Origin of the sequence: Lactococcus garvieae subsp. garvieae (assembly GCF_029024465.1) — a bacterium.
GTDB classification, from domain to species: domain Bacteria; phylum Bacillota; class Bacilli; order Lactobacillales; family Streptococcaceae; genus Lactococcus; species Lactococcus garvieae.
In genome coordinates this window covers 1,117,547-1,139,741 of sequence record NZ_CP118950.1, presented here as the reverse complement: position 1 = coordinate 1,139,741, position 22,195 = coordinate 1,117,547, and the positions used below count along the sequence as shown (strand labels likewise).

Annotated in this window: 22 protein-coding genes and 1 pseudogene; 16 read left to right on the top strand and 7 right to left on the bottom strand. The window is 37.7% G+C overall.

The window, feature by feature from the left end:
- Positions 1-201 precede the first annotated feature (201 nt).
- The 6 genes and pseudogenes from PYW30_RS05645 (at position 202) to PYW30_RS05620 (ending at position 6,285) form a co-directional block, all read left to right on the top strand.
- Positions 202-627 (top strand): universal stress protein, encoded by a 426-nt coding sequence (locus tag PYW30_RS05645; RefSeq protein WP_019292577.1) that lies wholly within the window; start codon positions 202-204, stop codon positions 625-627.
- Positions 628-872: 245 nt separating this feature from the next.
- Positions 873-1,307, top strand: a complete 435-nt coding sequence (locus PYW30_RS05640) for a universal stress protein (RefSeq protein WP_004256982.1) — start codon at positions 873-875, stop codon at positions 1,305-1,307.
- Between the two features lie 660 nt (positions 1,308-1,967).
- Positions 1,968-4,295, top strand: a complete 2,328-nt coding sequence (secA, locus tag PYW30_RS05635; RefSeq protein ID WP_042218294.1) for a preprotein translocase subunit SecA — start codon at positions 1,968-1,970, stop codon at positions 4,293-4,295.
- 19 nt (positions 4,296-4,314) lie between these two features.
- Positions 4,315-5,343 (top strand): sugar transferase, encoded by a 1,029-nt coding sequence (locus PYW30_RS05630; RefSeq protein WP_004256986.1) that lies wholly within the window; start codon positions 4,315-4,317, stop codon positions 5,341-5,343.
- Positions 5,330-5,608 (top strand): annotated as a pseudogene (locus PYW30_RS05625) (accessory Sec system glycosyltransferase GtfA); the annotation flags it as partial. The gene PYW30_RS05630 and the pseudogene PYW30_RS05625, both read left to right, overlap by 14 nt.
- 197 nt (positions 5,609-5,805) lie before the next feature.
- A complete protein-coding gene (locus tag PYW30_RS05620) occupies positions 5,806-6,285 on the top strand; it encodes an SNARE-associated domain-containing protein (protein WP_042218293.1) in 480 nt (159 codons plus the stop codon).
- A 74-nt stretch (positions 6,286-6,359) separates the two neighbouring features.
- Here the strand turns inward: PYW30_RS05620 and PYW30_RS05615 are convergent, their stop codons facing one another.
- The 3 genes from PYW30_RS05615 to PYW30_RS05605 form a co-directional block, all read right to left on the bottom strand.
- On the bottom strand, positions 6,360-6,956 hold the full coding sequence (locus PYW30_RS05615; protein WP_019335899.1) for a lipoprotein BA_5634 family protein: 597 nt from the start codon (positions 6,954-6,956) through the stop codon (positions 6,360-6,362).
- 114 nt (positions 6,957-7,070) lie between these two features.
- Positions 7,071-7,874, bottom strand: a complete 804-nt coding sequence (locus tag PYW30_RS05610; RefSeq protein ID WP_042218290.1) for a pyruvate, water dikinase regulatory protein — start codon at positions 7,872-7,874, stop codon at positions 7,071-7,073.
- A gap of 9 nt (positions 7,875-7,883) precedes the next feature.
- Complete coding sequence (locus tag PYW30_RS05605; protein WP_023889820.1) at positions 7,884-8,516, bottom strand: helix-turn-helix transcriptional regulator; 633 nt, start codon at positions 8,514-8,516, stop codon at positions 7,884-7,886.
- Between the two features lie 200 nt (positions 8,517-8,716).
- Here PYW30_RS05605 and ppdK point away from each other — a divergent pair, with 200 nt between their 5' ends.
- Positions 8,717-11,335: a pyruvate, phosphate dikinase gene (ppdK, locus tag PYW30_RS05600; RefSeq protein WP_042218287.1), complete on the top strand. Its 2,619-nt coding sequence runs from the start codon at positions 8,717-8,719 to the stop codon at positions 11,333-11,335.
- A gap of 41 nt (positions 11,336-11,376) precedes the next feature.
- Here the strand turns inward: ppdK and PYW30_RS05595 are convergent, their stop codons facing one another.
- A complete protein-coding gene (locus tag PYW30_RS05595; protein WP_004257024.1) occupies positions 11,377-11,775 on the bottom strand; it encodes a phosphate-starvation-inducible PsiE family protein in 399 nt (132 codons plus the stop codon).
- 296 nt (positions 11,776-12,071) lie between these two features.
- Between PYW30_RS05595 and PYW30_RS05590 the strand changes: the two genes are divergently transcribed.
- Positions 12,072-12,452, top strand: coding sequence for a VOC family protein (locus PYW30_RS05590; protein WP_042218284.1), 381 nt, complete (start codon positions 12,072-12,074; stop codon positions 12,450-12,452).
- Between the two features lie 11 nt (positions 12,453-12,463).
- Here PYW30_RS05590 and PYW30_RS05585 read toward each other — a convergent pair whose 3' ends face one another.
- On the bottom strand, positions 12,464-12,646 hold the full coding sequence (locus tag PYW30_RS05585; RefSeq protein WP_004257029.1) for a hypothetical protein: 183 nt from the start codon (positions 12,644-12,646) through the stop codon (positions 12,464-12,466).
- Positions 12,636-14,087 carry a Y-family DNA polymerase gene (locus PYW30_RS05580; RefSeq protein ID WP_042218282.1) on the bottom strand — a complete coding sequence of 484 codons (1,452 nt, stop codon included), beginning with the start codon at positions 14,085-14,087 and terminating at the stop codon, positions 12,636-12,638. Before PYW30_RS05580 ends, PYW30_RS05585 begins: the two co-directional genes overlap by 11 nt.
- Positions 14,088-14,534: 447 nt before the next feature.
- Between PYW30_RS05580 and PYW30_RS05575 the strand changes: the two genes are divergently transcribed.
- The 5 genes from PYW30_RS05575 to PYW30_RS05555 all read left to right on the top strand — a co-directional run bounded on the left by PYW30_RS05575 (position 14,535) and on the right by PYW30_RS05555 (position 18,468).
- Entirely contained in the window at positions 14,535-15,230 is a 696-nt protein-coding gene (locus PYW30_RS05575) for a glycoside hydrolase family 73 protein (protein ID WP_042218280.1), read from the top strand.
- A 172-nt stretch (positions 15,231-15,402) separates the two neighbouring features.
- Complete coding sequence (locus PYW30_RS05570; RefSeq protein ID WP_232254481.1) at positions 15,403-15,699, top strand: hypothetical protein; 297 nt, start codon at positions 15,403-15,405, stop codon at positions 15,697-15,699.
- Between the two features lie 251 nt (positions 15,700-15,950).
- Positions 15,951-16,595 (top strand): DNA-3-methyladenine glycosylase, encoded by a 645-nt coding sequence (locus PYW30_RS05565; protein WP_042218276.1) that lies wholly within the window; start codon positions 15,951-15,953, stop codon positions 16,593-16,595.
- A 267-nt stretch (positions 16,596-16,862) separates the two neighbouring features.
- Positions 16,863-17,720 (top strand): ribosome biogenesis GTPase YlqF, encoded by an 858-nt coding sequence (ylqF, locus tag PYW30_RS05560; protein ID WP_014024843.1) that lies wholly within the window; start codon positions 16,863-16,865, stop codon positions 17,718-17,720.
- Complete coding sequence (locus PYW30_RS05555; protein WP_042218274.1) at positions 17,707-18,468, top strand: ribonuclease HII; 762 nt, start codon at positions 17,707-17,709, stop codon at positions 18,466-18,468. Before ylqF ends, PYW30_RS05555 begins: the two co-directional genes overlap by 14 nt.
- A 19-nt stretch (positions 18,469-18,487) precedes the next feature.
- Here PYW30_RS05555 and PYW30_RS05550 read toward each other — a convergent pair whose 3' ends face one another.
- Positions 18,488-19,234, bottom strand: coding sequence for a mechanosensitive ion channel family protein (locus PYW30_RS05550; protein ID WP_042218273.1), 747 nt, complete (start codon positions 19,232-19,234; stop codon positions 18,488-18,490).
- A 137-nt stretch (positions 19,235-19,371) separates the two neighbouring features.
- Between PYW30_RS05550 and PYW30_RS05545 the strand changes: the two genes are divergently transcribed.
- From PYW30_RS05545 to racE, 3 genes are all read left to right on the top strand, one after another.
- On the top strand, positions 19,372-20,394 hold the full coding sequence (locus PYW30_RS05545; RefSeq protein WP_042218296.1) for a branched-chain amino acid aminotransferase: 1,023 nt from the start codon (positions 19,372-19,374) through the stop codon (positions 20,392-20,394).
- Positions 20,395-20,514: 120 nt separating this feature from the next.
- Complete coding sequence (locus PYW30_RS05540; protein ID WP_004257058.1) at positions 20,515-20,754, top strand: YneF family protein; 240 nt, start codon at positions 20,515-20,517, stop codon at positions 20,752-20,754.
- A 27-nt stretch (positions 20,755-20,781) separates the two neighbouring features.
- A complete protein-coding gene (gene racE, locus PYW30_RS05535) occupies positions 20,782-22,194 on the top strand; it encodes a glutamate racemase (protein WP_042218270.1) in 1,413 nt (470 codons plus the stop codon).
- Position 22,195 lies beyond the last annotated feature (1 nt).

The window sequence follows — 22,195 nt, the reverse complement described above, 5'->3', positions numbered from 1 at the left end:
ATATGATATCGACGAAAGGACACTATAACGTACATAACGAAATTCCATAATTATTGTAACACATTCTCTTTAAAAGTACAAAAAAGCTAATTTTAAAAGTAATCCTGAACATTTGCTCTAACTTTTCACTGAAATATTTGAAATGTTGCAGCGAAAGAGCGATAATAGACTTAAGGAAAGAATGAAGCGGAGGTACTAATAATGGAAAAACAATATCACAATATTTTAGTTGCACTAGATGGTTCAGATCAATCTTATAATGCCGTACATGAGGCAATTACTTTGGCAAAGAGAAACAATGCAAAACTTCATGTTTTGACTGTTAAGGATATGGAACATCATTACGGAATGACCGGTTTTGGTATCGTCGAAAATCCTGAAATTGATATGATGGCACAAGATATTTTGAAGAAAGCAGCGGAGATTATCGGTGATGAAGTACCTTATGACAGTTATGAAATTGTTGGTGCGCCCAAACATATGATTGTCCAATTTGCCGGAGACAAGAAGATGGATTTGATTGTTATTGGCGCAACTGGGGCAGGGATGATTAATAAACTCATGTTAGGTTCAACCACACAGTTTGTTGTAAATCATGCACCATGCAATGTCTTGGTCGTTAAATAGACACAAAAAGTAGCTTGTCATTGACTTCTTTAAAAGCTTTAATTTTAGTATTGCTTAAGACAAAGGCGATATAATACAAGTATTCCAGTAAGATGTTTATCTTATCACTTCAATGCGCTCACTATTGTGGGCGTATTTCTTTTACTCCTTTTTCGGTTGAGCGTTGCTTTTAAGGAAATGATTTCGTTTTTAGGGAAAGAAAATGTACAATAGAAGTAGAGAAAGACATAAAAGGAGGAATGATTATGACTGACTATTATAAAAATATTTTGGTTCCTGTGGACGGATCTGAACAATCTTACAAAGCAGTAGATGAAGCGATACGCATTGCTCGTCTCAATCATGCAAAACTACATGTTCTGACAGTAAAAGATATCAATAAATATTACGGTGCTGTTCATAAAGGTATTGTAGAAACACCAGGATTGGATCAACTTGCGCAAGATATTTTAGCAAACTGCAAAGATATTATCCGCGAACAAGTTGAATATGAAACTTATGAAATCGCAGGCAAACCGAAACTAAGAATTGTTAACTTTGCGGAAGAAGAAGATAAAAATATTGACTTAATCGTCATTGGTGCAACGGGAACAGATATGTTTGACCGCCTTTTGGTAGGCTCAACCACAAATTATGTTATTAATCACGCACCTTGCAATGTCATTGTGGTTAAAAAATAGTATTCTTTGTTTGATTTAAGAAAGAAAGGTTATACTTTACTTGTTCCAAAATTTTTCATAAAACTCCCAAGTCCTCGTATTGCGAGGGCTTTTTTTGATTTTTAAACCATAGCCTCAAATCACCTATCTTCTATTTGACCTACAACCATAATTCAGGAGGAAAAAAAGGAAGCGAAGAAAGAGAAAATCTTGTTGTATTTTGCAGCTCTGAAAGGACAAAAATTATTTGGATAAGAAAAGGACTTTCGTATTTTTGTTTTTTGGAAAGATTTGCTTATTGTGTTCATTTTAAATATATGATATTATGTAAGTGTGAGATAAATGAGAAGTTTTTCGTGAAATAATATTTCGCTATAAAATTTTCTTGTGGACATCTGTAAAAAAAACCTTAATTTTATTGAAAGAAGCTCCTGTTTTCAGGGGCTTTTTTCAATTTTTTTTGTTTTTTAGTGCATTTTTTCTTGAGTTTTATGACTTTCTCTTTAAAAACAATTTTTTTATAACTATTTGAGAAAAAGATTGTGAATAGATATACAGAAATATGAATTTTATTTCATTTTTTCTGTATGTTTTTTAATTTACATAGGTTAATTGGCAATAAAATTAAGGTTTGTCTAAAAAATGCAAGTGAATAAATAATTAAAGAAGGAAGCGTAGAGAGTGTATAAGAAGCTACTAAGAAAAATAAATAATTTATCAGAACTTGTAATGAAATTTAGTGACAAAGAACTCAAAAATAAAACTGATGAATTAAAAAAACGTATTTCAAATAATGAGAAAGAAATTGATATTATTGCCGAGGCATTTGCAGTAGTTCGCGAAGCAGATAGAAGGGTGCTGGGTTTATATCCTACAGATGAACAAGTTCTAGGAGCTCTAGCCCTTTATGAGGGGCAGATTGCTGAGATGAAGACTGGGGAAGGAAAGAGCTTAGTGGCTACTTTACCTCTTTATTTAAAAGCGCTGTATCTGGACACAGTCTTTCTAGTGACAACGAATGACTACTTGGCCAGTAGGGACTTTGAACGTATAGGTGCGGTTTACCAATGGTTAGGGTTAGAAGTCGCAGATGGTACGAGTGATCCTGAGGAAGAAGAATTTGATGTGAAAAAAAGGCAAGAAGTTTATGCTGCAAATATTATATATATTTCAAATGGAACTTTAGCTTTTGATTTTTTGATTGATGGCTTGGCTGAAAAAAGAGAAGAGAAATTTATATCGAAGTTAACTTATGCCCTTTTAGATGAGGTGGATGAAATTCTCCTAGACAGTGCGCAAATGCCTTTGATTATCTCAGGTGCGCCAAAAGTTCAGTCCAATTATTTTGAAAACACGAATGCTTTCATTACGATACTCAAAAAAGAAATCGATTTTAAGTTGGACGAAGAACAGAAAAATGTTTGGTTAACAGAAAAAGGCATTATAAAAGCAAAGAAATATTTTTCGATTTCAAATCTTCTTGACCAACAATTCTTTACGCTCTACCAACATATTATATTGGCATTAAAAGCACATCATACATTAAAACGAGACCGAGATTATCTTGTGGAAGAGGGTGAAGTTAAACTGCTTGACCGAAAAGATGGACGAATTTTAGAAGGGTCGAATCTACAAAATGGTTTACACCAAGCTATAGAAGCAAAAGAATTTGTTGAATTAAGTAATGAAACACAGACAATCTCATCTATAACTTACCAAAATTTATTTCGTCAGTTTCAACAGTTGGCTGGCATGTCAGGTACAGCAAAAGTTGCAGAAAATGAATTTATCAATACCTATAATCTCCCAGTAAAAATGATAAAAACGCATAAAAAAAGTATCCGAGTCGACCACAAACCGAAAAGCTACACAAATTTTGCGGCTAAATTAGAAGCAAGTCTTGAAAAAATATCTTCCTTACATGCAGAGGGACGTCCTGTTCTCGTCATTACAGGGTCTGTTGATGCCTCAGAACTTTATTCTTTGAATTTACTTAATAGAGGAATTCCTCATAATATTCTTAATGCGAAGAGTAGCTCTAAAGAAGCACAAATTATTTCTGAAGCAGGTCAGGTCGGAGCGGTGACTGTTTCTACCTCTATGGCTGGTCGAGGGACGGATATTAAGATATCGGAAGAAGCTAGTGAAAAAGGAGGGCTTGCAGTTGTTATCACTGAGCGGATGTTAAATAGGCGTATTGAATTACAAGCCAAGGGGAGAGCAGGCAGGCAGGGGGAACCTGGAGATACTTATACCTTTGAGTCCCTAGAAGATGATGTGATTAAAAATTTCGTTCAAGAAAGCATACAAGCTTACTATGAAAAATATAAAGAAGTTACAAGACCAATTCGTAATTATAAGGTAAAACATGCTTTTATGAAAGCTCAAAAAATTTCAGAGCAAAACGGCTATGATGAGCGAATAAAGGCGCTCCAATTTGATGAAGTTTTACGCCTGCAAAAAGAGCAAGTAAATAAGAAGCGTCAAGAAATTATGGAACTTAGAAGTGTTTCTGAAGCTTTATTAATAGTAAATCAGAGTGCAGAAATTGTCGTTAATGAGTATTTTTCAACTTCAGAGAGACAGACATCACGGAGTATACAGCGTTTTATTTTAGATCATATTGATTATAATTTTAAAAATGTTAATGAAGAATACCTGAAAACAAATGAACTTAAACAATTGTATATAAGGCATATTTTAAAAGAAAATCTTCAAGTAAAAAGAGAAAAAATTGGTGATGATAGAGCTTTTCTTCAATATTTACAGATTACAATGTTGAAAGCTATAGATAATGCTTGGAGTAATCAAGTAGACGCAATGAATCAACTTCGTTTTGTTGTGCAAAGTCGATCGACAGCACAGAAAAAGCCAATTGCTGAATTTGAAAAAGAGGCCCAAAGAAGTTACCAACAAAGACAAAGTGAAGTCTCATTGCTCATTCTAAAAAATGCTGCATTAAGTTTGCTAGATATTAAGAAAGGGGAACTTATAGTAACTTTTCCTTAGAGAAGTGATAAGAGGACAGATGAGAAAGTATATAACAAATTTATATGGACAAAGTGAACAAAGCACGGCTATGACCGCGCAACATATGATTACCAAGCTTGCACAAGATGAAGGTTTTAAAGAAATCAGTATTTCTGCTTATTCGGTGAGCGAAGATACAGCAGAGGAAAAAGAAAAAAGAATCTTTGGTATGCTGTCATCTGTTACGCAAGGCGATTTGGCCATTGCTCAAATGCCATCTTGGAATGGCATCGCATTTGATGAAGTTTTTTTGAAAATACTCCGTGAAAGGGTAGATAAACTGGTGGTATTTATCCATGACTTTGTGCCTCTTATGTTTCAAAATAATGATTATTTATTTGAGAGATACCTAGAGGCTTACAATTTAGCAGACTTAGTAATATTGCCATCCGAACGAATGGAGAAAAAACTACGAGAACGTGGTTTGACAAGTCCTGTGAAAATACAAGGTATCTGGGATCATTTGGTAGGAATTGAAAATTTGAGACAACCAAAATTTCAACGCAAATTGAAATTCGCTGGAAATATTACGCGTTTTCCTTTTGTGAAAGAATGGAGCAGTGATTTACCATTGGAAGTTTTTAGCAGTGGTGAGGTGAATGCAAAAGGTTTTTTAAGGATGAAAGGTTGGCAACATGATGATCAACTTTTACGTGAACTTAATAAAGGCGGTTTTGGCTTAGTCTGGAGCGAAAATATTGAAAATCAATTTGAAAGAGAATACTCAGAAATGAATGCTTCTTTTAAATTTAGCACCTATCTTGCTGCAGGCTTACCAATTATTGTTAATCAAGGCTTAGCAAAGCAAAACTTTGTGGAAGAACAAGAGATTGGTTTAGTGGCAAGTAATCTTGAAGAGGCAATAGACTATGTGAAATACATGTCTTCTGCAGAGTATATGCGACTCAGTACCAACGTGCAACGTGTTGGCGCACTGGTGAAGGAAGGTTTTTTCACCAAGCAGTTGCTTATGGAGATACAAAATTACTTATTTTTAGAAAAGGGAAAAGAAAATGACCATTTATAATTTCAATCTTGGCATAGGTTGGGCCAGTTCAGGTGTAGAGTATGCACAAGCTTACCGTTCCAATATTTTTAAGAAGAATAAACAAGAGGCAAAATTTATTTTTACAGATATTTTCCATGAAAATCTGGAAGCAATGACTAAAAATATCGGTTTTGAAGACCATGAAATTATTTGGCTCTACCAATACTTCACAAACATTAAAATTAGCCCCACAACTTTTACACTTAAACAACTTGAAAAGAGCTTTGCAAGCAAACCACAACATAAGAATAAATAAGAAAATATTTAGGAAGGAATAAAATAAAGCAAGTACTAAGGTACTTGCTTTTTATTACAGAAGAAGTTGCAGTCTTTTAGTTTATATTTTATGTAAAACAAAAGAATTTGACTTTTTAATATATTATGTTTCAATAGTAGAGAGCTTTATAATTAAGCTTATGTAAAATAAGAGGAGTGAAACAGATGGTTGAAAAGATGCTGAATTGGGTGGCAAGTTTGCCCCTCTGGCAAGCCACCTTGTTCTTGTTTATTGTTGTTTTCTTTAGAGCACAAATGACCTTTGGTCTAGGAAAACTCATTCATATGGGAATATTGAAGACAAAATGGGGTAAAAAGGCAGAGAAATCCGAAGAAAATCGAGCAGGAATGCTCGCTCTTCAAAAATATGGATGGCCTGTTATACCTTTGAGTTTCTTGACAGTTGGTTTTCAAACTGTCGTACAGCTTGCGGCTGGCATGTTAGATTGGAAATGGAGCAAGTACACACTTGTAGCCCTTCCAGGCTATTTAACTTGGGGCTTTGTCTACGCTGCAGGAGGCCTGACCTTATTCCGCTCGATTGCTAATGGCTCAATTGGCTTATTGATTCTTTTTGTTATTATCGTATTATTACTTTGGAGTGTTGGGACATTTTTAGTGAAAAAACTTAAACCTAATGCATAACACAAGGAACTTGTTCATATTTTATTTTTTATTTAAATATGGATGCAATATAAAAAACACAACCTTGGTTGTGTTTATTTTTGTTTAAAATTAAAAATTTGTGCTTTATCGGCTTTGTACTCTGTTAAAGCATGTGCAGCATCTCTTTTTTCTTCAATCATGCTGACATATTTGGCAGGAGCTTGGAACTTTTTGAAGGCTTCTTTGTCAAGAACAAGTGTTTTTTTCGTCATGCTTGATTCACCTAAGACAACATATTCCGTTGTTGCAGCAGTAAAACGTTGCCCTTTTTCATCTTCGATAGTGTTTACTTGTGTATCAGCTGTCCATAAAGCAGGAGTTTTCGGAAGTGAGGTAACATGTTTAAAGTTAAATTCGTCTCCCTTTTTGCTTACTGTGTTGACAGCTTTTGCTTGAATCAATTTCTCAGCAGAAGCAGCATCTAATACTAAAGTATCCGTTTCAGTGATATATTTTCCTTCCACAGTGATGTTGTTTTTTATGTAAGATTGGTTGTCTTTTAAGCTTTGTTCGAGCTCTTTTTTGTCAGAACTATAAAGAATGATGCCATGAACAGGCTGGTGGAATAAAGAGATAACTTTACTAACGGCAAAGTAGCCTCCTGCGATAAACAAGATGAGTGCTGGAATAATCCAAAGTTTCTTTGTCAATGTAGTGTTGTCCTTTTCTAAAGTTTTTTTATTTCTTTATTTATTTTATCAGGGAATTAGGATTCAAAAACTTACTCTTCTGTAAGATAAAAAATAAAAGCACTTGTGTGCTTTTTATTTTTGGATAAGATTCTCAATAAGCATTGAGCTTTCTTCAATTGAACGTTTACTGACATCAATTGTCTCGATGCCCAATTGCTCAAAGAGTGTATCTGCATAAGCCAACTCTTCAAGAATACGCTTTTCATCAGAATACATGGATTTTGTTTTAAGCCCAAGCGTTTGTTCTCGGTAGCTTCGTATATTACTTAAACTTTCAGAAGTACTGGTTAAGCCGATAATCTTACGCGGATCAACTTTATAAAGTTCTTTAGCCACTTCGACCTCTGGAATGATCGGGAGATTTGCTACCTTGTAACCTTTGTTGGCCAAGTACATACTCAGTGGTGTTTTTGAAGTTCGCGAGACACCCAGAAGCACAATATCGGCATTTAAAAATCCTTTAGGATCTTTGCCATCGTCATATTTTACCGCAAATTCGATAGCAGCTACACGATTAAAATATGCTTGATTTAACCGATGAACACTGCCAGACTCTTGTGTAGGTTGCTCCCCTGAGCGTTCTTCAATAAGTTGCATGAGTGGCGACATAAAATCCACATAGGCCAAATCATGTGTATCTGAAAATTTTTTGACACAAGCTACTAAAGTCTTATCAACGAGAGTGATAGCAACCAGTGCATTTTCTTTTTTGGCATCATTCAAAATTTCTAATAGGGAAGCTTTATCATTGGTAAAAGGATAAAGCTGAACATCTGATAAATCAACAGTTGGAAATTGTGCCACAACAGCAGAAATAATTTTTTTGGCTGTTTCACCGACAGAGTCAGTAATGAGATAAATTTTTATATTTTGCATTTTGTCCCCTTAATCTTCGCCTTGCATTTCGTTTCCTGTTTGGATGAAAGCTTTCATGATGTGTTTGATGGATATTTTACCGATGATTTTTTTCGAGTCTACTTTTTCAAGCACAGGTAAGCTATCAACCTCGTATTGGGAAAGAATATTCCCAGCTTCAAGTAAAGTCTTGTCGGCAGTTATAGTATGAATATTAGGCATACGTGTCATTATGACAGCAACGGGTGTTTTCTCCAGATTGTTGCCACTAATAGCGAAGCGGAGAAGATCTTTCCGAGAAAGAAGGCCAGCTAAATCGCCATTTTCATTTTTGACATATATACTGCCAATATCATAGAGAAAAAGACTTGTCGCAGCGTCGTAAACAGACATATTTTGCTCAACAATTAGGGGCGAAGTCATAACGTCTGCTACTTTTTTTGAGTAGCAGCTTTCAATATAAAGAGGCTGCATTTTTTGCCCCGTATAGAAATAGCCCACCTTTGGCTTAGCATCAAGTAATCCCGTCATGGTTAGTATAGACAAGTCGTTCCTTAAAGTTGCACGACTTAAACCTAAATTTTGTGCAATTTTTTCACCACTTATGGGCTGTTCTGCTTTTACGATATTAATTATTTCAGTTTGTCTTGTTGTCAGTTTCAAGTGCCACTCCTTAATAAATAAGACATACTATATATTATATGTGTTTTATCTTTTAAAAGCAATTTATAAAAGGAAATCTGCTATATATAAGGTAAATAAGCCATAAAAGAATACGGTTATAAAACACTTGACAATAAATGTGACACACTATATAATGTGTTTATTCACCAAATAGTATGTCACATATAAAGGAGACGCGAATGTCACGAGCAAAAAAACGGGTTTATAACTTTACAGAAGGTTCAAAAGAACAAAAGGATCTCTTGGGAGGAAAGGGAGCAAATCTTGCAGAGATGACTGGGATTGGTTTACCCGTACCCAGAGGATTTACCATTACTACCGAAGCTTGCTTAGAGTATCTGGATTCGAAAAAATTATTGCCTGAGTTGGTTAAGGAAATAGAAGAACATATTGTGAAGCTAGAAAATGAAACGGGGAAGAAATTTGCAGATGAGGAAAATCCACTTTTAGTGTCGGTCAGAAGTGGCTCAAAATTTTCAATGCCGGGCATGATGGATACCATTTTGAATTTAGGTTTAAACCATCAGAGTGTTGAAATTTTTGCCCGCAAGACTGGGAATCCTGTGTTTGCTTATGATTGTTACCGTCGTTTAATCCAAATGTTTGGCGATGTGGTTAAAGGCGTGGATAAAAACATTTTTGAAGAAGCGCTCACGCAATATAAAGCGGCACATGGTTACAGCTCAGATATTGAGATGAAAGCGGAAGATTGGAAGGAGATTATCCAACAATTTACCACAATCTATCTGAACGAAGTTGGTGAAAACTTTCCCCAAGACCCTTCCAAACAGCTTTATGCGGCAGTAGAAGCGGTATTTACTTCTTGGAATAATCCGCGCGCTGTAACTTACCGTCGTATCCATGAAATCTCCGATAAACTTGGAACAGCTGTTAATATCCAAGAAATGGTGTTTGGAAATACTGGCGGGAATAGTGGGACAGGTGTAGCCTTTACACGTAATCCCGCCACAGGAGAAGCCGGTGTTTTTGGCGAATTTTTGCTGAATGCTCAAGGGGAAGATGTTGTTGCAGGGATTAGGACGCCGCGTCCAATACAAGAGCTGAAACAAGACCAACCCGCGATTTACTTGCAATTTGAAAAAATATGCCATCAGTTGGAAGCGCATTATCAAGATATGCAAGATATCGAGTTCACCATAGAAGAGGGAAAACTCTTCATTCTTCAAACACGTAACGGGAAACGAACAGCAAAGGCCGCTTTTAAAATTGCGACTCAAATGGCAGAAGATGGCGTAATAAGTAAGGAGGAGAGCTTGAAACGCCTAACGCCTTCCATGATTACCCAGCTGCTTCATCCTGTGTTTGATGAACAAATGTTGGCGGAGAGTCAAGCTATAGCAAAAGGATTACCTGCAAGCCCTGGTGCAGCTTCTGGGAGAGTTTATTTCCATGCAGAAGATGCGCAAAACGCACACGCGGCGGGACAAAAAGTTATCCTTCTTCGAACAGAAACTTCACCAGAAGATATTGAAGGTATGGTTGTGAGTGAGGCCATTGTCACATCTCGTGGAGGAATGACCTCTCATGCGGCTGTCGTAGCACGAGGTATGGGGGTGTGCTGCGTGGTTGGATGTGAACAATTAACGATTAATGAAAAACTCAAACAAGCATACGATGGTACACATACCATAAATGAAGGTGATTTACTCTCAGTAGATGGTACAACAGGAAAAATCTACCGGGGTGAAATTAAACTTGATAAGGCACAAGATCTCGATCTTTTAGTAAAAGTGCTCAGATGGGCCTCTCACATAGGGAAGTTGCAGGTCAGAGCAAATGCTGAAACTGTTGAAGATATCAGAGCTGCGTTAGAGTTTGGTGCGAGCGGTATTGGCTTGGCGCGTACAGAACATATGTTTTTTGGAAAAGAACGAATTTTGGAAATGCGTAAAATGTTTCTCTCAGAAGATCAACTGCAGCGTAAGCAATCGCTTGAAACACTCAAAGCATTCCAGAAAAAAGATTTTGCTGAAATTTTGAATCTCACCGAGGGAATGCCGTGTACGATCCGCCTTTTGGATCCGCCGCTTCACGAATTTATGCCTAAAACGAAGGAAGAATATGAGCAAGTGGCTGAAGCATGCGGTCAAACGGTTGACTTTATCATACAAAGAGGGAAAGATCTCGAAGAGTTCAATCCAATGCTGGGGCATCGTGGTTGTCGTTTAGCCATAACTTATCCTGAAATATATGAAATGCAGGTTGAAGCCATAATGGAAGCTGCTTTGGAGCTTGCTAAAACAGGAAAGCAGGTCAAACCAGAGATTATGATTCCTTTAGTTGCTGAAGAAAAAGAATTATCTTATCTTAAAAAGATGTTGGAAGACAAAATTCAACATGTCTTTGAAAAACACAAGATGAAACTGACGTATAAGATCGGTGCAATGCTTGAAATTCCAAGAGCCTGCTTGACGGCCGACCAGCTTGCGACTTCGGCACAGTTCTTCAGTTTTGGTACCAATGACCTGACACAGCTGACCTATGGCTTTTCTCGTGATGATTCGGTTAAATTTTTGCCAGACTACATTGAGAAAGGGATTTTAGAAGATGATCCTTTTCAACATTTGGATCAGAAAGGCGTGGGCAGTTTGATGAAAACAGCAATAGAGCTTGTCAAACCGCGACATAAGGATATTAGTTTTGGGGTGTGTGGTGAAGTGGGAGGCGATCCAGACTCCGTTGCTTTTCTTCAAAACATCGGTTTGGATTATGTATCATGCTCACCATATCGCGTTCCTGCAGTTCTTCTTACGGTTGCACAGATGAGTATTAAGTAAGAGGATGTAAAAAAACCTTCGACAATAAGCGAAGGTTTTTATTATTTTAAATCTCCCCAAAGGTTGAGCATCACAGTTCCAATGATGAGGACTAAAATGGCTGAACATTGGAGGAACAAGCTGAGTTGAGAAGTTTCGTGATTTGAAATCAAAAGTCGAACGATCGAAGCAACGGCGATATAGATATATTTCTTGATTGTTGGGTGATCATTATCCGAAAGATAGTGAATGATGAGTTCTAAAAATTCCAAAAAGAGGAAAAAAGTTAAGATACGGTCAATAATATCATAGAAACTGTAATCAATAAATCCAGTAGTGAAGGAGGAGAGAAGGACCCAAATCTCTTTGAACATAAGGAAGGCAATAACCAACCCGAGTAAACTTAAACAGACTTTTATGATGACATTAAAAGTTTTCGATAAAAAATTAAATTGAATCAAATGAGAACCTCCGTGATTAGTCGCGTAATTTTATAATTCTAGTATAGCACAGGAACATAGGCTTTGAGGAGCAATTAGACTTGGAAAAATGAACTGAATATTTGAAAATAAGAAAAGTCTTATTAAAAAGATGCATTTTCTTATCACATTGGTTAAATGTATAAATTATCCCTCTCGGTATTCCAGAGTTTCTAAATTGTTTTTTGCCTTAGACTGTGGGATAATCAATATATAAGAAGAAGGTGCGTTTTATAACAATCCGCCATCTGTTTACTTTATAGAAAAGAGAAAATACTATGATTAATCTTTGTAATATGCTTTATGTTTCGGATGTCCCAAAGCACGCAGAATTTTGGACGAAAGTCGGTTTGCAAGAACTTCGCCGTCAAGGTTCAGACTCACAAGAAACGGTGATTTTTGCAGTGGATGCGGATGCGCCAAGCGCACGTATTCAATTATGGAATCTGGATTTTATTCGTCAAAATTCACCAGAAGTGGCGGAGATGAAAGGCTCAATGCTCTTTACTGTAGATAACCTACAAGAGTGGCACTCACGTGTTGCTGAAGCAACAGATACAGTGAGTGAAATCAATGATTTCCAAGGTATGGTGAACTTTAACTTCCAAGATCCGGATGGCAATTATTATGCCTTTGCACAGTCTGAGTTACCAGAATGATATGCAAAATCTTAATCATCTAATTTTGAAGTTGCTTTCTTTGGGAATGTTTCATTTTCTAATTCCTCTTTCTCTCGCAATTTCCGCTGTGCTTCAGACAGTTCTCCGGTGGCGAAAGCTCCCCATTTCATCATGCCTCTGTCATGATAGTTACGGATGGATTCATAAGGGCTATATGAGCGATCAACGGTCATTTTTTTCTCCTCCTGCGGCTGCATGGCCGCCAATCATTTTGTTTCTTTCTAAAACTCTAGAGCCAGCTGTCAAAACGCTGGCTTTTTGAATGGCTGTAAAGTCAAATTTATCACGTATTTCATCGATGGCATCTTGCAGAGCTTCCTGTTTTTGATGGGTGATGACCTGAGATTCATTGGGGAGCATTGTTTCAAAAAGATTAAGTTGCTTAATATTTTCGCTAGATAAATCAAAACCGCCGATACCTATCTCTCTTACAATTTCACCATGATATTTTTCTCTAAAGAGGCGCAAAAACTCGGCTTGAATAGCCGTCGTACTTTGAGTGGGTTCAATTTTACTGGCTGTCTTTATTGAAGAAGAGTACTCTTTGTAGGAAGGTTTAACATAGAGCGAGAGACCGCCCGCAAGCTTTTTCCCTTTTCGAAGTCGAATAGCAAGATGCTCAGCCATTTCCTTAATCACTAGCTCTATTTCATCTTGCTGTACATAGTCACGTGGCAAAATCTGACTGTTGCTGTAGCTTTCTGATTTTTTGTGGTGTTTGTCGCGAACATTGGTTTCATCAATACCATGAGCATGAAAAAATTGTTGAAGACCAACGATTCCCATTTTGCGTTTAATCCTATCAGGGTTTGCATGGGCTAGATCCTTGATAGAGTAAATTCCTAACTTATTGAATCTTTTCTCTGTTCGTCTTCCAATCCCCCAAAAATCAGTCATTTTGGGAAGTGTCCAAACTTTATCAGGGACGTCCTCATAACGAATGAGTGCCCGCATAGTTGCGCTGTGCTTGGCATAATTATCCATCGCCAACTTAGCCAGCAAGGGATTATCTCCCATTCCAACGGTCACAAATAGGCCCATTTGCTCAAGGACTTTCTGCTGTAAATCCTGGGCTAACAAATCCATTTGCTCATATTTATCTTTGATGCCAGAGTAGAAAAGATTCAGGGATTCTGTAACATCAAGGAAGGACTCATCAATAGAATACAAGTGAATTTCTTCAGAAGAAGTATAGTTAGCCAAAAGTTGCTGCATCTCGATATTCTTATCGATATAAAGGGCCATCTGCGGGGGAACGATATGTGTGCGTTTAGCCCAACTTTCAATAAAAGCGACATGTTGCATGGAGGGTTCTGTGCGTTGCCCGTAAATGTCAGTATGTTTGGCATACCAACGCCGGTAGTTAAACTTCCTATTTTCTAGTAAAAAAGGTAAATCTGCCGCACGACTGACGTTAGATTTTCCAAAAACCTCTTTAAATTTCGGACTTGAAGCTAAGATAAGGCCATAGGAGTGATCTGAGCGACTCATGACACAAAGTGAACTCTTTAAAGGATGGAGCCCTCTCTCCACACATTCGATTGAGGCATAGTTCGATTTCACATCCTCAAAAAAAATGGCGCGCCGTGGTTCATACGTATAGTCAATAAACATATTATACCCTCAATAAATATTGATTTATTCGATATTATATACCTATAAAAGAAATAAAACAAAGAAAAATAATTATAAATTCAATATTTATTCTTTATGTAATCTAAATGATATTTTATAAAAAATGTAATAGAAAAACACATGAGATTCTCAAATTAATAGTAAAAACAGAAATGGGAATGCTATAATGAAACTAAAAATCGGTTGTAGAAAGTAAGATTATTTCGCTGCTTTATACCTCGTATGAAAGAGCAGGACTTCATTTACAATTTAATGAAATCTTTTATCAAGAGGGATTTTGGTTTTCTAGTGTTTATGATACAGTTGCTGAGCAGTGGGACACCGACCATTGTGATTACAAGGTTGATGTTGCTCTTGATGAACGCTTTAAGTATACTTACACTCTGGCATAACTGGATGAGTTGCAAAAAGTATATTTATTCGCTAATGAAAAGCTACTATCATTTTCGTAAAAATATTGTAACTTTTTGTTATAATGGTTTTATGACATACCATAAAAAGCGCGGAGTACTTTCCACTAAATCTAGAAAAATCTTTCGTTTTACTGTAAAATTTTTGATTACCCTGTTTGTAATAGTAGATCTTTTGGAACTTAGCACCCTTCATCCAGCGGATCATCGTAATACAAATGAACTTGCGGTACAAGTTGAAACTACCAAGGAATATGATTTTATCCGAACGATAGCTCCTTATGCACAAGAGACCCAAGAAAAATACGGTATTCTCGCTTCCCTGACGCTCGGTCAGGCAGCCTTAGAAAGTGACTTTGGTCGAAGTGGACTTGCAGCTAAATATTATAATCTGTTTGGCATAAAAGCTTACGGTAACGTGCCAAAAGTTGCTTTGGAAACCAAGGAGTTTGAAAATAATCAATGGATAACAGTGCGTGAACCTTTTCGTGTTTATGACAATTGGCAACAGTCTGTAGAAGGGCATGCCTATCTTTTCACTGAAGGAACAACGTGGAACCCTAACCAGTATGCTCTTGTCCTTGCGGCTAAAGATTATAAAGAGGCAGCTCATGCTGTACAACTATCTGGCTATGCTACTGATCCAGCTTATACTGAAAGACTTCTGGAAATTATCGAAAACTATAGTTTGTTTCACTATGATAAAGTTTGAATTTTCTTTTTTAAAGTGAAGCCAAATTAAAATTATCTGTTGGGGGTTAGACTATAAATGGTTGTAGTAAGTAGCTGCGATCAACAAGGAACAGAGCTACTACGGAGATAGGGCTCATTTGTATTTCACCCAATCATATATTAAGACTTATGATATGCTAAGTGTAGGGCCATTGAGTACACTTTTTACAGACAATCCCGTAAAAAATATTGATATAGAAAAAGTCTTAAACCGTATTCCTCAAATTACTTGGATGGATATTTTTGCAAAACAAAACGAGATTAAGTTCCGCTATGGTATCTCCAATACCCTGATTACCCAACAACTTGTAATCAAGAAATCTAATATTGATTTTAGTCAAGACAAGATGCAAATTAACGCCATACGTATGGAAACATATCTCAATGACGTAGCTGGAGATGCCTCAAGTAAACAGGATATGATTGCGGATCCTTTGGAGAGAATATAAAAAGGGAAGATTTTATGCCTTTTTAATGTCCGAAAAAAGGTATAAACGATAAAGAAAATATTAAACTAAACCGCTGTATATTAGAAAAAATAAATATTGTAATTACTAGGCTAAACTTATTGAAAATGTTAGGTCTTTGGAGTATTATTTAAGTAAAATTAAATGAGGTATTGATAGCATGGAGGAAGAAAGCCGAACGGTTGTTTTGCTTTTTCTATAGAAATATATCAATGTGGAGGATTAAGCTATTTATGAAAGATAAAAATTTTATAGATATTATAAGTAAAAGCACAATTGAGACAGCTAAAAATCTTCTCGGTATGAAACTTGTCTTGGAAAAAGGCGGTGAGTCACAAATACTTGGGAATATCGTAGAAACTGAAGCTTATCTTGGGACACGGGACAGTGCATGCCATAGTTTCATGGGAAAACGAACCCCGCGTAATGAATCCATGTACCTCGCTGCCGGCCACTGGTATGTATATCAAATTCATGGTCATTTTATGTTAAATCTAGTCACTAAAGGCGAAAATGTTCCGGAGGCTGTTTTAATTCGCGCCGTTCAAGCAGAGGCTCCAGAACATGATGGCAGTGGTCCGGGAAAGCTCACGAAATCCTTTGGCATAACGAAAGAGATAGACGGAGAGTATTTTGTTGACTCACGTTTGACATTAGAAGTAGACAAAACACCAAAAGAGATTGCCTGTCGAAAGAGAACTGGAATAACATGTAAGGATGAATGGCGAGATGAACCTTTAGGATTTTACGTAAAAGGAAATTCGCAAGTTTCTCGTATTCGCAAAAAAGAAATATTCGGTGACGATGAGTTGACTTGGGAGAATCCCGCCTTTCAGGAGAATAAAAACGAGCGAGAAGAAACGATACAAGAGGCATGAATTCATGTCTTTTTGTATGAGAAAGAATGATTGAACAAGAAGATAACTCACAAAGCCAAACGGCTACATATTAGCGCAGATGCTCAAAAAATGATAGAATAACCTAGTATGATATGCTCTACAAGGCTTTTTTATGTAAGAAAAAAACAGAGAGAGCAGATTCAAGTAAAATAGAGATAGGTCATCTCTAGATGTATTTGGTATTTATTTTCATCACTAAAAAATAAAAATGAAAGGCTATAACACCAGTTATAGCAGGGTTTAAAAATGGGTGTAGCAATTCAATGGTTCCCAGGACACATGTCCAAAGCGCGTCGTCAAGTTCAAGAAAATTTAAAATATGTTGATTTTGTGATTGAGTTGGTAGATGCACGTTTGCCGATCAGTTCACGTAACCCAATGTTGGATAAAATTATTGGGGATAAACCACGTCTTATCGCTTTAAACAAGGCCGATTTAGCTGATAGAAATGCGGTGAAATCGTGGGTGGAGTTTTTTGAAAAGCAAGGCATCATTGCTTTAGCCATCAATTCAAAAGAAGCACATACTGCCAAACGTTTGACTGTTGCAGCGAAAACTTTGATGGCTGATAAGCTTGCGCGTAATGCTGAGCGTGGCATCCAGAACAGTTCTTTACGTACGATGATTGTCGGTATACCTAATGCGGGTAAATCAACACTGATGAACCGTCTTGCAGGAAAAAAAGTAGCTGTTACAGGAAATAAACCCGGTGTAACTAAGGGACAACAATGGTTGCGTACCAATAAAGAGTTGGAAATTCTCGACACACCGGGGATACTGTGGCCAAAATTTGAAGATGACCAAGTTGGTCTAAAACTTGCTTTAACAGGCGCTATCAAGGACCAACTTTTGCCTATGGATGATGTGACAATCTTTGGTTTGCAGTATTTCCTTGAAAATTACCAAGCAGCAACCATGAAACGTTTGCGTATGAAAGAAGCAGACTTAGAGTTAGAGATCCCCGATCTTATCATGGAATTGACCAAACGTTTTGGCTTCCGTGATGATTATGACCGTTTTTATCAAATGTTTGTTAAGGATGTGCGTGATGGCAGAATGGGTGAATATTGCTTGGATAAAGTGAGTGACTATGTCAACGATTAAAGAAATAAAAGAGCAACTGAATGGCTTAAATACACTGGTCGAAGTAGAGGCTTTTCTAGAAGACAGTCGTGCCGGCGTTCAAGCAGCGATTAAACGTCGGAAAAAAGAGATTTTAGCAGAACAAGCGGAAGATGAACGCTTAGAAATGATGCTGAACTTTGAGCGACAAGCATATGCGCAAGGGCTGGACTTAATTGCGGGTATAGATGAGGTTGGACGTGGTCCATTAGCTGGTCCAGTTGTGACTGCAGCCGTTATTTTACCTAAAAATTGTAAGATTAAAGGTCTTAACGACAGTAAGAAAATTCCAAAATCTAAACATGAAGCCATTTTTACAGAAGTCCAAGAAAAAGCGCTTGCTATAGGTATTGGTCTAGTTGACAACGAAACGATCGACCAAGTGAACATATATCAGGCGACTAAAATTGCGATGCTTCAAGCTGTAGAAAAATTAGAAATACAGCCAGAGTGCCTCCTCATCGATGCGATGAAGTTAGACATCAATATCCCTCAAGTCAGTATTATCAAAGGTGATGCCAAGTCCTCAAGCATCGCGGCAGCAAGTATTGTTGCAAAGGTGACGCGAGATCGAATGATGGCGGAGTATGCCCACAAATACCCCCATTACGACTTTGAACATAATGCAGGTTATGGCACGGCCAAGCATTTGGAGGGGTTAAAGAACTTCGGCATTACACCGATTCACCGTAAATCTTATGAACCCATCAAATCAATGGTAGAAAAATAAGCAGATCAGGATGATCTGCTTATTTTGTATAATATTTGTTCATGATTTCCATCCGTAAACCATTTATTTCGCTGAGATTCGCCGTGAGCAAACTCCGTATAAAAATGCTCTCGTCCTGTGTGATAATCCCATTGTAAACGACTTGAGGGTATTCAGCGTTCACACGAAGGATTTGAGCTTTCATCGTTTCTAAGTTCTCGGCTGTAACTGGGATATCTAAGTTCATCGTCCGGTCTTTGTAAGAGAAATTTTTCAAGGATTCAATATTACGGTTAGGGATGAAGGCTGTAGCGCCATCATCTGAAATTAAAGTGATTGAGCGAATACCTACAGCAGTGACTTCCCCTTCGATACCTAGATTTTCAAAGCGAATCCAATCGCCCACATTAATCTGATGTTCGACGATAATAAAGAAGCCGTTGATGATATCGGCGACGAGATCACGCCCCGCAAAACCAAGAGCAACACCGAGAATACCAGCACCGGCAAGCACACTTCCTACAGGAACACCAAGAATAGAGAGGGTAGTATAGATCCAGAGAAAAGCTGTCAGATAAGTTAAACCACTTTTTGTTAAGCGGGCTAAAGTCATTATCCGAGAAGCGTCTGCCCAAGAACGATTGCTGTAGTTTTTGAAAAGCGTTTCTACGATGCGGACACTGATCCGGTATAAAATAAAAAACAAAAGACTGACTAAAAAGACGTAGATTAATTTATCCAACAAGAGTTGTCCGAGTTCTTGAAAGTTTATTCTAAGAATATTCATTTTATTTCCATTTCTATAATTTTCTGAATTTATGTTGAAATCACATTCAAAATAGCTTATAATAATTAATTATAACAAATACCATGAAGTTTGGCTTTATGGAAAAAGATATCGATAAAAATGGGGGACGAAAAAGAATGACAGTTGAATTAGATTGGGAAAATTTAGGTTTTGAATACAGAGAGTTGCCTTATCGCTATATTTCACATTTTAAAGATGGGAAATGGGATGATGGAAAACTTACAGGCGATGCAACTTTGCACCTTTCGGAAGGCTCGCCAGCGCTTCACTATGGTCAACAGGGGTTTGAAGGGCTCAAAGCCTACCGTACAAAATCCGGAAAAATAAATCTTTTTCGTCCTGACCGCAACGCTGAGCGTTTACAAGCTACAGCACGTCGCTTACGTATGGCGGAAGTGCCAACAGATAAGTTTATCGATGCCGTAAAACAAGTCGTTAAGGCAAATGAAGACTTCGTCCCTCCTTATGGAACTGGAGCTACGCTTTACCTTCGCCCATTATTAATAGGTGTGGGCGGCCTTGTTGGGGTAAAACCAGCAGATGAATATATCTTTACAATTTTTGCAGTTCCCGTAGGTTCTTACTTTAAAGGTGGTCTTGTGCCAACAAACTTCCTCGTGTCCCGTGATTATGACCGTGCAGCGCCACATGGTACAGGTGCGGCAAAAGTCGGGGGGAACTATGCCGCTTCGATTGAACCAGGACAAAAAGCACATGAAGCTGGCTACTCTGATGTAATTTATCTTGACCCTGCCACGCACACTAAGATTGAAGAAGTGGGTGCAGCAAACTTCTTTGGGATTACCAAGAATAATGAGTTTATCACGCCGTTAAGCCCTTCAATTTTGCCTTCTATCACGAAATATTCTTTATTACAATTGGCTGAAGAGCGTTTGGGAATGAAAGCCATTGAAGGTGACGTTTTTGTGGATCAGTTAGATGATTTTGTCGAAGCAGGCGCTTGTGGTACAGCTGCAGTCATTTCACCGATTGGTGCTATTGATGATCAGGATAAACACCATGTTTTTTATTCAGAAACAGAAGTCGGCCCAGTGACGCAACGCTTATACAATGAACTTGTTGGTATTCAATTTGGCGATAAGGAAGCTCCAGAAGGTTGGATTTATACCGTTGAATAACAAATAAGAGATTCAAAAATTGTGAGAGGAATCTGCAGCTGACAAATGTGTCTAAATTTGATATAATAAGGAGTAAAAATTACGAAAGCGATTTTATAGCTTTCTTGTAGGAGAGTATTAATGAATTTATTTGTTGCAATTTTACTTATGATTGTCTTTGCCATTGCTGGTTTTGCTGGGGGCGCTTGGTTTACACAAAAACAAACTAAAAAGCTCTTGATGGATAACCCACCATTGAATGAAGATGCAGTACGTATGATGATGGGTTCAATGGGACGCAAACCATCTGAAGCACAAGTACAACAAGTGCTTCGTCAAATTCGTAGTGCAGCTAAACAAGCAGACACTAAGAAAAAATAAGATAAAAAGTAAATTTTGGAGGTATTTATGGACAACAGACCTATTGGCTTACTAGATTCAGGAGTTGGAGGCTTGACCGTTGTTCGCGAGATTCTCCGTCAATTACCAAACGAAGAAATTGTCTATATCGGTGATACGCAACGTGCGCCTTACGGGCCACGCTCAAATGAGCAGATTACTGCTTTCACTTGGGATATGGTCAATTTTTTGCTTTCTAAAAATGTAAAAATGATTGTTTTCGCTTGCAATACAGCGACAGCAGTTGCAATTGAAGAAGTAAGAGCAGCTCTTGATATTCCTGTCATAGGTGTGATTTTACCAGGTGCTTCAAGTGCGATTCAAAAAACAATCACCAAGAAAGTCGGCGTAATTGCGACACAAGCAACGGTTAATTCTGATCAATATCGTAAAGTTATTCAGCTCAAATCATCAAGTGTTGATGTGCGTAGTTTGGCTTGCCCAGAGTTTGTACCATTGGTTGAATCCAACGGTGCGGATTCGGAAGAGGCTCAAGAAATAGTAGCGAAGGCTTTAAAACCAATGGTTGGTAAAGTAGACACCTTGATTTTGGGCTGTACACATTATCCTCTTTTGCGCAAACTCATCCAAAAAGAAATGGGGCCAAATGTCCAGCTTATTGACAGTGGTTCTGAAACTGTACGCGATATCACTGTTTTACTCAACTATTTTGATCTCAACGGTGAAGAACGTCAAAGTCTCCATCACCGTTTTTATACAACAGGTAAGGCAGAAGATTTCCAAGCTATTGCGGACAGATGGCTTGGTTCTGGGAAAATTATTGCACAGCACACAGAACTATCTGCTGAAAAAACCTTGCTCATCGCCACACGTAACGATGGGAAAACCGCGGAATTCAAACGTCTATTTGAAGAATTTGGCTACAAAATTAAAAATCTTAAAGATTATCCTGAGTTACCAGATATTGCTGAAACTGGCATGACTTTTGAAGAAAATGCACGTCTCAAAGCAGAACAAATTGCTGAAATTACTGGCGAAGTTGTTATCGGTGATGATTCTGGTTTATGTGTAGATGTTTTAGGGGGCTTGCCTGGTGTCTGGAGTCATCGTTTTGCTGGACCTGATCCAACGGATGAGGAAAACATTGCCAAACTTCTCCATGAGTTAGCCTCAACGGCAATCACGCCGGAACGCCGGACGGCGCATTTCCATACGACATTAGTTGCTGCTTACCCAGGCCATGAAAGTTTGGTGGTTGAAGCAGACTGGCAAGGTCGTATTGGCCTTACGCCGCAAGGAGAAAATGGGTTTGGCTATGATCCTATCTTTTTGGTGGGAACATCAGACCGAACTGCTGCTCAGCTTAGTGCTGAAGAAAAAAATACAGCTTCACATCGTGGTCAAGCTTTACAAAAATTAATGACAGAACTCCCAGAATGGCTGGAGCACATTAAAAAATAAA

Bases quoted from the DNA above. Each gene is read 5' to 3' on its own strand.
- PYW30_RS05645 (WP_019292577.1), top strand. From the start codon at position 202: ATGGAAAAACAATATCACAATATTTTAGTTGCACTAGATGGTTCAGAT.
- PYW30_RS05620 (WP_042218293.1), top strand. From the start codon at position 5,806: ATGGTTGAAAAGATGCTGAATTGGGTGGCAAGTTTGCCCCTCTGGCAA.
- PYW30_RS05575 (WP_042218280.1), top strand. From the start codon at position 14,535: ATGAAAAGCTACTATCATTTTCGTAAAAATATTGTAACTTTTTGTTAT.
- PYW30_RS05545 (WP_042218296.1), top strand. From the start codon at position 19,372: ATGACAGTTGAATTAGATTGGGAAAATTTAGGTTTTGAATACAGAGAG.
- PYW30_RS05630 (WP_004256986.1), top strand. From the start codon at position 4,315: ATGAGAAAGTATATAACAAATTTATATGGACAAAGTGAACAAAGCACG.
- PYW30_RS05610 (WP_042218290.1), bottom strand. From the start codon at position 7,874: ATGCAAAATATAAAAATTTATCTCATTACTGACTCTGTCGGTGAAACA.
- PYW30_RS05585 (WP_004257029.1), bottom strand. From the start codon at position 12,646: ATGACCGTTGATCGCTCATATAGCCCTTATGAATCCATCCGTAACTAT.
- PYW30_RS05640 (WP_004256982.1), top strand. From the start codon at position 873: ATGACTGACTATTATAAAAATATTTTGGTTCCTGTGGACGGATCTGAA.
- racE (WP_042218270.1), top strand. From the start codon at position 20,782: ATGGACAACAGACCTATTGGCTTACTAGATTCAGGAGTTGGAGGCTTG.
- ylqF (WP_014024843.1), top strand. From the start codon at position 16,863: ATGGGTGTAGCAATTCAATGGTTCCCAGGACACATGTCCAAAGCGCGT.
- ppdK (WP_042218287.1), top strand. From the start codon at position 8,717: ATGTCACGAGCAAAAAAACGGGTTTATAACTTTACAGAAGGTTCAAAA.
- PYW30_RS05580 (WP_042218282.1), bottom strand. From the start codon at position 14,087: ATGTTTATTGACTATACGTATGAACCACGGCGCGCCATTTTTTTTGAG.
- PYW30_RS05540 (WP_004257058.1), top strand. From the start codon at position 20,515: ATGAATTTATTTGTTGCAATTTTACTTATGATTGTCTTTGCCATTGCT.
- PYW30_RS05565 (WP_042218276.1), top strand. From the start codon at position 15,951: ATGAAAGATAAAAATTTTATAGATATTATAAGTAAAAGCACAATTGAG.
- PYW30_RS05555 (WP_042218274.1), top strand. From the start codon at position 17,707: ATGTCAACGATTAAAGAAATAAAAGAGCAACTGAATGGCTTAAATACA.
- PYW30_RS05550 (WP_042218273.1), bottom strand. From the start codon at position 19,234: ATGAATATTCTTAGAATAAACTTTCAAGAACTCGGACAACTCTTGTTG.
- PYW30_RS05590 (WP_042218284.1), top strand. From the start codon at position 12,072: ATGATTAATCTTTGTAATATGCTTTATGTTTCGGATGTCCCAAAGCAC.